At 68.3% G+C, this 14,016-nt stretch carries 9 protein-coding genes; 8 read left to right on the top strand and 1 reads right to left on the bottom strand.

The genetic code is table 11. From position 1 onward, the window contains the following. The first annotated feature begins 293 nt into the window (after positions 1-293). The 3 genes from B1400_RS07975 to B1400_RS07965 all read left to right on the top strand — a co-directional run bounded on the left by B1400_RS07975 (position 294) and on the right by B1400_RS07965 (position 3,241). Positions 294-914, top strand: a complete 621-nt coding sequence (locus B1400_RS07975) for a 50S ribosomal protein L25/general stress protein Ctc (protein WP_095613885.1) — start codon at positions 294-296, stop codon at positions 912-914. Positions 915-1,134: 220 nt separating this feature from the next. Next, positions 1,135-2,262, top strand: coding sequence for a branched-chain amino acid aminotransferase (locus B1400_RS07970; RefSeq protein WP_095613884.1), 1,128 nt, complete (start codon positions 1,135-1,137; stop codon positions 2,260-2,262). Between the two features lie 172 nt (positions 2,263-2,434). Continuing rightward, positions 2,435-3,241 carry a trimeric intracellular cation channel family protein gene (locus B1400_RS07965; RefSeq protein WP_095613883.1) on the top strand — a complete coding sequence of 269 codons (807 nt, stop codon included), beginning with the start codon at positions 2,435-2,437 and terminating at the stop codon, positions 3,239-3,241. A 94-nt stretch (positions 3,242-3,335) separates the two neighbouring features. Here B1400_RS07965 and rpsT read toward each other — a convergent pair whose 3' ends face one another. Then, positions 3,336-3,596 (bottom strand): 30S ribosomal protein S20, encoded by a 261-nt coding sequence (rpsT, locus tag B1400_RS07960; RefSeq protein WP_095613882.1) that lies wholly within the window; start codon positions 3,594-3,596, stop codon positions 3,336-3,338. Between the two features lie 115 nt (positions 3,597-3,711). Between rpsT and lepA the strand changes: the two genes are divergently transcribed. From lepA to B1400_RS07935, 5 genes are all read left to right on the top strand, one after another. After that, positions 3,712-5,625, top strand: coding sequence for a translation elongation factor 4 (gene lepA, locus B1400_RS07955; RefSeq protein WP_407641084.1), 1,914 nt, complete (start codon positions 3,712-3,714; stop codon positions 5,623-5,625). Positions 5,626-5,646: 21 nt separating this feature from the next. Further along, positions 5,647-6,831 carry a radical SAM family heme chaperone HemW gene (hemW, locus tag B1400_RS07950; protein ID WP_095613880.1) on the top strand — a complete coding sequence of 395 codons (1,185 nt, stop codon included), beginning with the start codon at positions 5,647-5,649 and terminating at the stop codon, positions 6,829-6,831. A gap of 306 nt (positions 6,832-7,137) precedes the next feature. Continuing rightward, complete coding sequence (gltB, locus tag B1400_RS07945; RefSeq protein ID WP_201260211.1) at positions 7,138-11,658, top strand: glutamate synthase large subunit; 4,521 nt, start codon at positions 7,138-7,140, stop codon at positions 11,656-11,658. Between the two features lies 1 nt (position 11,659). Then, complete coding sequence (locus B1400_RS07940) at positions 11,660-13,195, top strand: glutamate synthase subunit beta (protein WP_095613878.1); 1,536 nt, start codon at positions 11,660-11,662, stop codon at positions 13,193-13,195. A gap of 206 nt (positions 13,196-13,401) precedes the next feature. Then, the gene (locus B1400_RS07935; RefSeq protein ID WP_095613877.1) at positions 13,402-13,860 is read left to right on the top strand and encodes a hypothetical protein; all 459 of its coding nucleotides are present in this window, start codon (positions 13,402-13,404) and stop codon (positions 13,858-13,860) included. Positions 13,861-14,016: the final 156 nt, after the last annotated feature.

Below are 14,016 nucleotides of genomic sequence, written 5' to 3'. Positions count from 1 at the left end.
GACGGCGATGACGATGACATGACCGGCGTTCCCTCGATTCCTCGGATGATATGCGACGTATCCGATCGACTGCAGCACATTGTACATGGACGCGGGCCGGCCGGGGCCGGCCGGACCCCGTCCATGCGCAGGGGGAACGCGCCGCGCGTTGTCCACTCCGGCGCCTATCCTCGAAACGTTGCTTTGGCGAGGGAAGGCCTATGCGCCTTCCGTTATCGACTCGGCACGAAGACGCTCCCCGCGCGTCTTCGGCTCGTTGATGCGCCGAAGACGGAGCATAAAGGAGAATCATCATGGCAAACACCACCATCGTCCTCGAAGGTGAACCGCGCACCGAGTTCGGCAAGGGCCCGTCGCGCCGCATGCGCGCCGCGCAGCAGATCCCGGCGACGATCTACGCCGGCGGCGACCAGCCGGTCTACGTCAAGCTCCCGATGAAGGAGACGACGCTCGCGCTGCGCCACACGAACGCCCTGATCACCGTCAAGTACGGCGAGGACAGCAAGCTCGCGGTCGTCAAGGACGTCCAGCGCAACCCGGTCAAGCGCATCGTCGAGCACATCGACTTCTACGAGGTCAAGGCCGGCGAGAAGATCGACGTCGAGGTGCCGGTCTTCGTCGAGGGCACCCCGAAGGGCGCCGCCGTCGCGTTCGTCGACATCCAGGAGCTCAAGGTCCGCGCCGACGTCAGCAACCTGCCGGAGCGCATCGTCGTGACCGTCGACGGCCTCGCCGACGGCGACAAGGTCTTCCTCAAGGACCTCGCGCTGCCCGAGGGCGTCGAGCTCGACATGGAGGACCTCGACGAGTCCGTCGTCACCGTCGAGGTGCCGCAGGACGCGCCGCTGACCGAGGTCACCGAGGAGCAGGAGGAGAATGTCCCGGCCATCGATGAGTCGAACCCGGCCGCCTGACCTTCCGCCGCGGCGCGTACGCGCCTCCCGGACCCATCGCGACGCCCGCCCCGGCCCCCGGGGCGGGCGTCGCCGTCCCCGGGCGCGATGGCCAGTATGTGAACGCGCGAAACGCGTTGGACATGGGGTTGTGCAAGAGTGAAGCATGTCGGCGCCAAAAGCGCTCATGGACAACCACTACGATTTCGATTTTTCACGACACACCCAAAGAAGCATCACCATGACCAATGAATCCCATCACGATCCCGCGTACATCGATTCCCTCGGCGAACGCTTCACCGTCCTGCCGAACCCGAACCCGGCCTCGGACGCCAAGCGCGAGGAGCTCATCGACAAGCCGGCCTTCGGCCAGGTCTTCTCGGACAGCATGGCCCACATGACGTGGACGAAGGGCGAAGGCTGGTCCGACCGCCGCATCGAGCCGTACGCGCCGCTCAAGCTCGATCCGGGCGCGTCGGTGCTGCATTACGCGCAGGAGGTCTTCGAGGGCCTCAAGGCCTACCGTCACGCCGACGGCTCCACCTGGCTGTTCCGCCCGGATGCGAACGCCGAGCGCCTGCAGAACTCCGCGAAGCGCCTGTACCTGCCCGAGGTCTCGGTCGAGGACTTCCTCGGCTCGTGCGCCGCGCTCGTCGAGAAGGACGTCCGGTGGGTCCCGGCGCGCCGCGAGTACACGCTGTACCTGCGTCCGTTCATCTTCGCGTCCGAGGCCTTCCTCGGCGTGCGCGCCCCCGAGGAGGTCGAGTACTGCGTCATCGCGTCGCCGTCCGGCCCGTACTTCGCCGGCGGCGTCAAGCCGGTGAGCATCTGGGTCGAGGACAAGTGGTTCCGTACCGGCCCCGGCGGCACCGGCTTCGCCAAGTGCGGCGGCAACTACGCCGCTTCGCTGCTCGGCGAGTACCGCGGCATCGCCGAGGGCTGCGAGCAGGTGTGCTTCGTGGACGCGGCCACGAAGACCTATCTCGAGGAGCTCGGCGGCATGAACATGATGGTCGTCCACAAGGACGGCCATGTCGAGACGCCGAGCCTGACCGGCAACATCCTGCCGGGCGTCACGCGCCGTTCGATCATCCAGCTGCTCGAGGACGACGGCCATGACGTCGTCGAGACGATGATCGTGCTCGAGCAGCTGCTCGACGAGATCCGCTCCGGCGAGGTCACCGAGGTCTTCGCCTGCGGCACCGCCGCGATCGTCACGCCGATCGGCCGCTTCAAGTCCGAGAAGTTCGACGTCACCGTCGGCGACGGCGAACCGGGCGAGCTGACGATGGCGATCCGCAACCAGCTGCTCGGCATCCAGCTGGGGGAGATCGAGGACCCGCACGACTGGATGTGGAAGGTGTGCTGAGCGCTTCCCGTTGAATCGTAGTGACGGGGCGGGCATCATCGCGATGCCCGCCCCGTTTCGCATCCCCGCCGGCGCCGATGACGCCGTGCGCGTAGGGGACGCGGACGCACGTACAATGGGTGGGATCCGCGCCGGACATGCCTTCGCGCCGGCGCGCGGGAAAGGAGACGCGATGGAGGTCGTGCTGCAGAGCTCGCCGTTCTTCCGGGGCGTCGAGTACCTCGCCATCTTCTGCTGCGGCATGGCGGGGGGACTCGCCGCGATCCGCAAGGGCTACGACGTCTTCACGATCATCATCACCGCATGGCTCACGGCGCTCGGCGGCGGCATCATCCGCGACGTGCTGCTCGGCGCAGTGCCGCCGGTCGGCATCTCCGACCGCGTCTCGGTGCTCACGGCGCTGCTCGCCGGCTGCACGGTCGCGATCATCCATCCGGAGGTCGACCGACTCAAATGGTCGATGCTGACGATCGACGCGCTCGCGCTCGGCTTGTTCGCCGTCAACGGCGCGAGCAAGGGGCTGCTGTACAACACGAGCGGCATGACGGCCGTCTTCCTCGGCACGTTCACGGCGATGGGCGGCGGCATGATCCGCGACATCCTGCTCAACGAGGTGCCGATGGTCATCCGCGACCGGCACTGGTACATCATGCCCGCCGTCATCGGCAGCATGCTCACGGTGCCGGTGTGGCGTTGGCGGGCGCGCGGCATGATCTCCGAACGCGTCGCGATGGCGCTCGATGTGGCGATCGTCATCGTCGTCGTGCTGCTGCGGCTCGGCTCGGTGCGCTTCGACTGGCAGCTGCCGCGGGCCGTGCCGCGCGCGAAGGCGCATCTGCCGCGTGTTCTGCTCGAACGGCGCATCCACCATCGCACCAGTGACGCGCGCACGCGCGTCACCGGTGCGCGGCCGGGGGAGGACCACGCCGATGGGCCGGCCGCGGCAGGAACGGAGTCGGACGACCGGCAGGACGGTTGACGGCCGTCCGACTCGCGGCCGCCGACCGCCGGGAATGCGAGAGGGGCCCGGATGGATCGCTCCATCCGGGCCCCTCGTCAAGCGTGATATCGGATCACATCGCGTTGATCTTCAGCGCCAGACCGGACTTGCGGTTCGCGGCCTGGTTCTTGTGGATGACGCCCTTGCTGGCCGCCTGGTCGAGCTTGCGGCCGGCGATCTGGAAGGCGGCCTCGGCGGCGGCCTTGTCACCGGAGGCGATGGCCTCGCGCGTGTGACGGATCGCGGTCTTGATCGCGGACTTGACCGCGACGTTGCGCCTGTGCGCCTTCTCGTTGGTGAGGACGCGCTTCTTCTGCGACTTGATGTTTGCCACTATGTATTCTCCAAACAACGGTTTCTATAAGGACATACGGAAGTGAAGCATACCATGCACCGCGGATAAAGTCGCATGCGGCGCGCGGGGCCGTTTGCCGTGCGCTGCCGCTAGAATGGTCGCGGATATCGTACAACAGGAGGGCGGCTTGAGCCAGCATCACAATCAGCCCGGTTTCACCGATCAGTCGGCGATCCGCAATTTCTGCATCATCGCGCACATCGACCACGGCAAGTCGACGGTCGCGGACCGCATCCTTCAGCTCAGCGGCATCGTCCCCGAGCGCGAGATGCGCGACCGCTTCCTCGACCGCATGGACATCGAGCAGGAACGCGGCATCACGATCAAGTCCCAGGCCGTGCGCGTGCCGTGGACCTACGACGGCCAGGAGTACACGCTCGGCATGATCGACACCCCGGGCCACGTCGACTTCACCTACGAGGTCTCCCGCGCGCTCGCCGCATGCGAGGGCGCCGTGCTGCTCGTCGACGCCACGCAGGGCATCGAGGCGCAGACGCTCTCCAACCTGTACATGGCGATCGACCACGATCTGACGATCATCCCGGTGCTCAACAAGATCGACCTGCCGAGCGCTGAGCCGGACAAGCACGCCGAGGAGATCGCCGGCCTCATCGGCTGCGACCCGTCCGACGTGCTGCGCGTGTCGGGCAAGACCGGCGAGGGCGTGCGCGAGCTGCTCGACCGCATCGTCGTCGACGTGCCGGCGCCGTCGGGCGACCCGGACGGCGACGCCCGCGCGCTCATCTTCGACTCCGTCTACGACTCCTACCGCGGTATCGTCACCTACATCCGCATGGTCGACGGCGAGCTGCGCTCGCGCGAGAAGCTGCACATGATGGGCGTGGGCACGACCTACGACCCGATCGAGATCGGCGTCATCAGCCCGGACATGATGCCGACGCGCGCGCTCGGCGCCGGCGAGGTCGGCTACGTCATCACCGGCGCGAAGGACGTGAGCCAGTCGAAGGTCGGCGACACGATCACGTCGGCCGCGCATCCGGCGTCCGAGGCGCTGCCCGGCTACCGCGATCCGCAGCCGATGGTGTACGCGGGCCTGTTCCCGATCGACAACGCGCAGTTCCCGGAGCTGCGCGAGGCGCTCGACAAGCTCAAGCTCAACGACGCCGCGCTCGTCTACGAGCCGGAGACCTCGGTCGCGCTCGGCTTCGGCTTCCGCTGCGGCTTCCTCGGACTGCTGCACATGGAGATCGTCTCCGAGCGCCTCAGCCGCGAATTCGGCCTCGACCTGATCTCGACGGCGCCGAACGTGCCGTACGAGGTGACGAGCGAGGACGGCACCGTGCACCGCGTCACCAACCCGAGCGAGTTCCCCGAGGGCAAGATCAAGAGGATCGTCGAGCCGGTCGTGGCGGCCGACATCATCACCCCCAAGGAGTTCATCGGCGCCGTCATGGAGCTGTGCCAGGACCACCGCGGCGTCATGGGCACGATGGAGTACATCTCCGCCGACCGCGTCGAGATGCACTACCGCATCCCGCTCGCCGAGATCGTCTTCGACTTCTTCGACCAGCTCAAGAGCCGCACGAAGGGCTACGCGTCGCTCGACTACCACGAGGACGGCGAGCAGGCCGCCGACCTCGTCAAGGTCGACATCCTCATCCAGGGCGAGAAGGTGGACGCGTTCTCGGCGATCGTGCACCGCGACAAGGCGTACAGCTACGGCGTCATGATGACGAAGAAGCTGCGCGAGCTCATCCCGCGCCAGCAGTTCGAGATCCCGATCCAGGCCGCGATCGGCTCGCGCATCATCGCGCGCGAGACGATACGCGCGCTGCGCAAGGACGTGCTCGCCAAGTGCTACGGCGGCGACATCACCCGCAAGCGGAAGCTGCTCGAGAAGCAGAAGGCCGGCAAGAAGCGCATGAAGATGCTCGGCCACGTCGAGGTGCCGCAGGAGGCCTTCGTCGCCGCGCTGGCGACCGGCGAGACCGGCAACGACCGCGACACGAAGGACAAGATCCGCGCCGCCCAGAAGACCGAAGGCTGAACGCGGCGGCGGAGGACCGAGATGACTTACGAGGTCTACGTGCATGTGCCGTTCTGCCTGCGACGCTGCGGCTACTGCGATTTCAACACCTACACGGCGCCGGACATGGGGCCCGGCGCCTCGCGCGGCGACTACGCGTCGACGGCGATCGCCGAGCTGCGCCTGCTGCGCCGCTGGCAGCTCGGGCACGGCATCGACGAGCCGGCCGTCTCGAGCGTCTTCTTCGGCGGCGGCACGCCCACCGTGCTGCCGCCGCGCGACCTGATCGCGATCGTCGAGACGATCGGCGAGCTGTGGGGCATCGAGGACGGCGCCGAGATCACGACCGAGGCGAACCCGGACACCGTTGACGCCGACTCGATCGGCGCGCTCGCCGACGGCGGCTTCACACGCATCTCCTTCGGCATGCAGTCGGCGGTCCCGCATGTGCTGCGCACGCTCGACCGCACGCACACGCCCCGCAACGTCGCCGAAGGCGTGCGCGCGGCGCGGGGGGCCGGCCTCGAGACGAGCGTCGACCTCATCTACGGCGCGCCCGGCGAAAGCCTCGACGATTGGCGCGCGAGCGTCCGGACCGCGCTTGCGCTGGGCGTCGACCACCTGTCCGCCTACGCGCTCACCGTCGAGGCGCGCACGAAGATGGGGCGGCGCATCGCCGCCGGCGAACTGGCGGCGCCGGACGACGACGACGAGGCCGCCAAGTACGAGATCGTCGACGACATGTGCGCGGCCGCGGGGCTGCGATGGTACGAGATCTCGAACTGGGCGCGGCCCGGCCATGAGAGCCGGCACAACCTCGGCTACTGGAGGAACGTCGACTGGGCCGGCGTCGGCCCCGGCGCCCACAGTCACTACACGCTGCCGGCCGGCGACGGACCGGCGCGCTCGCTGCGCGCATGGGACCTGCTCCATCCGCGCGCGTGGGCGCAGCGGGTGCGCCTCGGCGACGTGCCGTGGGCGGACAGCGAGCGGATCGGCGCCGACGAGGACGTCGAGGAGCGCGTCATGCTCGGCATGCGCCTGCGCGAAGGGCTCGACCTTGCGGAGATCGAACGCGTTAGCGGACACGACGCCTCCGCCGTCGCCGACGAGCTCGTGCACGAGGGGCTCGTCGAGCGCGCACGAGGCGGCCGTCTCGTGGCGACGCGACGCGGCCGCCTGCTCAACGACGCCGTCATCGAGCGGCTGTTCGACGCACTGCTGTAGGGAAGCGTCTCACTATGTGACTTTTTTCACCGCGGCCGGCGCGCTCGTCATACTTCCGAAATATTGCGCCCAATAGAATGCGAAAGGCCGGATTGCCCGACCGCGTCCGCTGTGCCCGGCGCGCGCGGTCCCGCTGGATGGACGCGCCCGCTCCGCGATACGGTCGCGAGGCCGTCCCCCATGCGCGGCGACGGTAATCTTGGCTGACAACCGTGCGATAGGGGATGGGCGTCCCCTGTGACTAGAGAGGTGATTGCGGTGACGTTTGGAACCCCGCTTGATTTGACGATCCGTCGTCCGGAAGGCATGTACGACCCCGGCAGCGAGCATGACGCCTGCGGCGTGGGCATGGTCACCACCCTCAACGGCAGGGCAGAACGCAGGATCGTCGACGACGCCATCGAGGTGCTCGTCAACCTCAACCACCGCGGCGCCGTGGGCGCCGAGGAGAACACCGGCGACGGCGCCGGCATCCTCATGGCGATGCCCGACGAGTTCATGCGCGCGACGATCGACGCCGAACTGCCCGAGGCGGGCCGGTACGCGGCCGGCATCGCGTTCCTCGACCGCGACACCGCCGCCTGCGGGCGCCAGGAGCAGGCGATCGCGAAGATCGCCGCCGAGGAGGGGCTCGAGGTCCTCGCATGGCGCGTCGTGCCGACCGACCCCAACGGTCTGGGCCTGCAGGCGCTCGCCAGCATGCCGTCCTTCAAGACGCTCGTGCTCGCCGATCCGCGCCGCGAGCTCGCCGGCATCGAGCTCGACCGGCGCGTCTACCATGTGCGCAAGCGCGCCGAGCACGAGGTCGGCATCTACTTCGCGTCGCTGTCGGCGCGCACGCTCACCTACAAGGGCATGCTCACGACGATGCAGCTCAAGCCGTTCTTCCCGGACCTGTCCGACGAGCGCATGAAGACGACGATCGCGATCGTCCATTCGCGCTTCTCGACGAACACGTTCCCGTCGTGGCCGCTCGCCCAGCCCTTCCGCCTGATCGCCCACAACGGCGAGATCAACACGATCCAGGGCAACCGCAACTGGTTCTCGGCGCGTCAGGGGCGCCTGAAGTCCGAGCTGCTCGGCGACATGGACGACCTGCTGCCGATCCTGACTCCCGGCTATTCGGATTCGGGCACCTTCGACGAGGTCCTCGAGCTGCTCAACCTCGCCGGCCGTTCGCTGCCGCACGCGATCCTGATGATGGTGCCGCCGGCATGGGAGAAGAACAAGGAGCTCGACCCCGACGTGCGCGCCTTCTACGAGTACAACAACGCGCTCATCGAGCCGTGGGACGGCCCCGCCGACCTCGTGTTCACCGACGGCGTGCAGGTCGGCGCGCTGCTCGACCGCAACGGCTTCCGCCCCGGCCGCTGGCAGGTCACCGACGACGGCTACGTCGTGCTCGCCTCCGAAGCCGGCGTGCTGCCGCAGGTCGACGACTCGCGCATCGTGCGCAAGGGGCGCCTCGAACCGGGCAGGATGTTCCTCGTCGACACGGCCGCCGGCCGCATCGTCGAGGACGACGAGATCAAGCGCGAGCTCGCCGCACAGCACCCGTACCGCGCATGGGTCGAGGGCAACACCGTGAACATGGCCCAGCTGCCGCAACGCGAGCACGTGAACTACTCCGACCAGTCGGTGCACCGCCGCCAGCGCGCCTTCGGCTACACGCAGGAGGAGCTCAAGATGGTGCTCAAGCCGATGGCGGACACCGGCAAGGAGCCGCTCGGCTCGATGGGCACCGACATCCCGCTGTCCGTGCTCTCGGGACGCAGCCGCATGCTCTTCGACTACTTCACGCAGAAGTTCGCCCAGGTCACGAACCCGCCGCTCGACTGGGAGCGCGAGAAGATCGTCACGTCGATCGAATCGGCGATCGGCCCCGAGCCGAACCTGCTCGAGGACTGCGCGACGCACGCGAAGAAGATCCTCATCGAACAGCCCGTCATCGACTCCGACGAGATGGCGCAGCTCAAGAACGTCGACCGCGCCCGCCAGCTCGACGGCTACTACAAGCCGGCCGTCATCAAGGGCCTGTACCAGGTGACCGGCGGCGGCGAGGCGCTCAAGGGACGCCTCGACGAGATCTTCGACGAGGTCGACCGCGCGATCGAGGACGGCAGCAACTTCCTGATCCTGTCGGACCGTGACTCGAACCATATGATGGCGCCGATCCCGTCGCTGCTGCTCACGTCGGCCGTGCAGCACCACCTGCTGCGCCGCAAGACGCGCACGCAGGTCTCGATGGTCGTCGAGGCCGGCGACGTGCGCGAGATCCACCACGTCGCGCTGCTCATCGCCTACGGCGCCGCCTGCGTCAACCCCTACCTCGCCTTCGAATCGGTCGAGGAGCTCGCGCGCACCGGCTTCCTCGAGGTCGACGCCGCCACGGCCGTGACGAACGTCAGGAACGCGCTGTCGACCGGCGTGCTCAAGATCATGAGCAAGATGGGCGTCTCGACGATCATGAGCTACCGCGGCGCCCAGCTGTTCGAGGCCGTCGGCCTCAACCAGGAGGTCATCGACGCCTACTTCACCGGCACCGTCTCGCGCGTCGGCGGCTGCGGCCTCGACGACCTCGCCGAGGAGGTGGCGATCCGCCACCGCGTCGCCTACCCGAACCAGTGGACGGCCACGCCGCACCGCACGCTGCGCACCGGCGGCGAGTACAAGTGGCGCCGCACCGGCGAGGAGCACCTCAACGACCCCGAGGCCATCTTCCTGCTGCAGCAGTCGACGCAGCGCGGCGACTACGCGATGTTCAAGCGCTACTCGGCGCACATCAACGACACGTCGAACCGGATCATGACGCTGCGCGGCCTGATGAAGTTCAACCACGCGCGCAAGCCCGTGCCGATCGACGAGGTGGAGCCGGCGAGCGAGATCGTCAAGCGCTTCTCGACCGGCGCGATGAGCTACGGCTCGATCTCGAAGGAGGCGCACGAGACGCTCGCGATCGCGATGAACTCGATCGGCGCGCGCTCGAACTCCGGCGAGGGCGGCGAATCGGTCGAACGCCTCAACGACCCGATGCTGTGCAGCAAGATCAAGCAGATCGCCTCGGCGCGCTTCGGCGTGACGAGCGACTACCTCGTGCACGCCACCGATCTGCAGATCAAGCTCGCCCAGGGCGCCAAGCCGGGCGAGGGAGGCCACCTGCCGGGCGCGAAGGTGCCGCCGTGGATCGCCAAGGTGCGCCACGCGACGCCGGGCGTCGAGCTCATCTCGCCGCCGCCGCACCATGACATCTACTCGATCGAGGACCTCAAGCAGCTGATCAACGACGCGAAGATGTCCAACCCGAAGGCGCGCATCCACGTCAAGCTCGTCTCCGAGTTCGGCGTCGGCACAATCGCCGCCGGCGTCGCCAAGTGCCACGCCGACGTCGTGCTCATCTCGGGCTACGACGGCGGCACCGGCGCGGCCCCGCTCAACGCGATCCGCCACGCCGGCACGCCATGGGAGATCGGCCTGTCCGAGACGCAGCAGACGCTCGTGCTCAACGGCCTGCGTTCGCGCATCACCGTGCAGTGCGACGGCGAGCTCAAGACCGGCCGCGACGTCGTCGTGGCCGCGCTGCTGGGCGCCGAGGAGTTCGGCTTCGCGACGACGGCGCTCATGGTCGAAGGCTGCGTCATGATGCGCGCCTGCCAGAAGAACACCTGCCCGCAGGGCATCGCGACCCAGGACCCGGAGCTGCGCGCGCGCTACACAGGCAAGCCCGAGCACGTCGTCAACTTCATGATGTTCATCGCCGAGGAGGTGCGCGAGCTGCTCGCCGAGCTGGGCTTCCGCACGCTCGAGGAGGCCGTCGGCCACGTCGAGTGCCTCGACCAGGACGAGGCGATCAGGCGCTGGAAGTCCGAGGGAATCGACCTGGGCAACGTGCTCATGCAACCGGGCCCGGTCCCCGGCACGATCCTGCACAGGACGATCGAGCAGAACCACGAGCTCGACAAGGCGCTCGACAACGAGCTCATCGCCCTCGCCGAGCCGGCGCTCGAACGCGGCGAGCACGTCACGATCGCCAAGGGGATCCGCAACGTCAACCGCACGCTCGGCACGATGCTCGGCTACGAGATCACGCGCCGCTACGGCGAGGAGGGCCTGCCGGACGACACGGTCGAACTCGAGCTCGAAGGCACCGGCGGCCAGTCGATCGGCGCATTCATCCCGCGCGGCGAGACGCTGCACATCGTCGGGGAGGTCAACGACTACGCCGGCAAGGGCCTGTCGGGCGGCCGCATCTCGATCGCGGCGCCGCAGGACGTCACCTACGACCCGCACGAGAACGTCATCGCCGGCAACGTCCTTGGCTTCGGCGCGACCTCCGGCGCGATGTTCGTCGCCGGCCGCGCGGGCGAACGCTTCGGCGTGCGCAACGGCGGAGCGACCTTCGTCGTCGAGGGCGTCGGCGACCACGGCTGCGAGTACATGACCGGCGGCGAGGTCGTCATCCTCGGCCCCACCGGCCGCAACCTCGGCGCCGGCTTCTCCGGCGGCCACGTCTACGTCCTCGACCTGGACATGGACAAGGTCAACCCGGCCTCGGCGAACGGCGCGTTGCTGTTCGAGCGGCTCGACGACGAAACGGCGGCGCATGTGCGCGGCCTCGTCGAGCAGCATGCCGCACGCACCGGCTCGCGCTTCGCGCAGAGCCTGCTCGACGACTGGGAGCATGCGCGCGACCGCTTCACGCACATGGTGCCCAGGCAGTTCGTCGCGATGACCCGCGCGATGGAGCGGGCGAAGGCCGAGGACATCGATTTCAATGAGCCCGGCGTCTGGGAGCAGACGTACGAGCAGGTTATGGAAGGAGCGCGCTGACATGGCAGACCCACGTGGATTCCTCAAGGTCCGCACCCGCAGGGAGCTGGCCGAACGCCCCGTCGAAGAACGCATCAGGGACTGGTTCGACGTGCACGCCGAGAACGGCCTGCAGGACTGGACCCGGGAGCAGGCGGCCCGCTGCATGGACTGCGGCACGCCGTTCTGCATGTCCGGATGCCCGTTGGGCAACCTCATCCCCGAATGGAACGACCTCGTGCGCCAGGGCAAGTGGGAGGAGGCGTACAATCGCCTGTCGATGACGAACAACTTCCCGGAGGTCACCGGACGCATCTGCCCGGCGCTGTGCGAATCGGCGTGCGTGCTCGGCATCCACCAGCCCCCGACGATGATCAAGAACGACGAGGTGACGATCATCGACCAGGCCTGGGAGCTCGACTACGTCAAGCCGCTGCCGCCGGCGCGGCTGAGCTCGCAGACCGTCGCCGTCGTCGGCTCCGGCCCGGCCGGCCTCGCCTGCGCGCAGCAGCTGACGCGCGCAGGCCACACCGTCGTCGTCTACGAACGCGACGACGAGGTCGGCGGCCTGATGCGCTACGGCATCCCGAACTTCAAGCTCGACAAGCGCATCCTCGACCGCCGCGTCGAGCAGATGAAGGCCGAGGGCACGCGCTTCCGCACGAACACCGAGATCGGCCGCGACATCACCTGGGACGACCTGCGCTCGCGCTACGACGCGGTCGTCGTCGCGATCGGCTCGACGGTGCCGCGCGACATGAACATCCCGGGCCGCGAGATGGACGGCATCCACTTCGCGATGGACTTCCTGCCTGACGCGACGCGCCGCGTCTACGGCAAGGAGCCGGTGCACGGCATCACGGCCAAGGACAAGCACGTCGTCATCATCGGCGGCGGCGACACCGGATCGGACTGCCTGGGCACGTCGATCCGCCAGGGCGCGAAGGACGTCACGGTCCTGCAGATCATGCCGCAGGAGCCGTCGTCGCGTCCCGACAACCAGCCGTGGCCGACCTTCGCGCGCCTCTACCAGAAGACGTCGTCGATGGAGGAGGGCGGCGAGTACGTGTACAACACGGACTCCGTCGGCTTCGTCGGCGAGGAGGACGGCACGAAGATCACCTACGAGCACGCGGCGCGCACCGAGGGCTTCGTCGCCGACGAGCAGGGCCATGTGACCGGCTTGAAGGTCGTGACCGTCGCGCCGGGCGAGGACGGGCCGTTCACCCGCCAACCGGGCACCGAACGCGTCATCCCCGCCGACCTCGTGCTCATCTCGGTCGGCTTCCTGCATCCGGACACGGCGACGCTGAGCGAGCAGCTGCCATGCGACCTCGACGCGCGCGGCAACGTGGCGCGCGACGACGCCTTCCACACCTCGCAGGAGGGCGTGTTCTCGTGCGGCGACGCCGGACGCGGCCAGAGCCTCGTCGTCTGGGCGATCGCCGAGGGCCGTTCATGCGCGGCCGCCGTCGACGCCTACCTCACCGGCGAGCCGACCGAGCTGCCGGCGCCGATCGTCGCCTCGCAGCGGCCGATGTCGCTGCCGCGGCGCTGACGCGCGCGAAGGACCTTCGGATCCGGGGCGGCTCCCGTCGCACATGCGAGGGGAGCCGCCCCGGCCGTCGTGCGTACGGCGGGCGGGGCGTCGCCTTGCGGCGATGGGCGCAACCCGCCGCCCGCATGCCGCGGGTTGCAGTACAGTAGAGGACGGTGAGCACGCCGGCAGCGGCGTGGGCAACGTGTCTTGCGAAAGGAGCAACGATGGCAAACCGTGCGGAGCGTCGCGCGCAGAGGAAGAGGGGCGTGCCGGACCAGTACGACGCGACGAAGGGTCGCGCGCGTTCGGGCATGATCGACGAATACCAGCTGCAGGAGAAGTCCCGCCGCCTCAAGGAAGGCAAGAGCGGCCCGTGGAAGCCGACGAGCAGCGAGCTCGAGCATGCCGAGGAGGTCGCGATGGACACCGACCCCAACGACTTCGACCCGCCGCAGGTCATCCGCGCGCCGCATTCGGTGCGCCAGTGGTTCCGCGTGGCCAGCTGGGTCATCATCGTCGTCTCGGCGATCATGTTCTTCGTCGTCATGTGGCTTCCGCAGCATCCGCTGTGGTCGATCATCACTGTCTCCGCCTGCTTCGCCGCGGGCGTCCTGAGCCTGTTCTTCACGGCCGGCGATCCGAAGAACAACCCGAACCTCGACCAGAACGGCACCGCCGTCTGAACCGTCGCGGACGACGCGCAAAGGCGGGCGGACCGTTTCGAAACGGTCCGCCCGCCCTTNCGNATGACGCCCGTCGGGGGGGGCGGGTACTTGATCTTCTCGATCTGCTCGNGCAGCTCGTCGATCTGGCCGTTGACGTTCACGTCGTAGCCGGCG

The sequence above is a fragment of the Bifidobacterium italicum genome (assembly GCF_002286915.1).
Classification (GTDB): Bacteria; Actinomycetota; Actinomycetes; order Actinomycetales; family Bifidobacteriaceae; genus Bifidobacterium; species Bifidobacterium italicum.
This window is presented reverse-complemented; position numbering and strand designations above follow the sequence as displayed.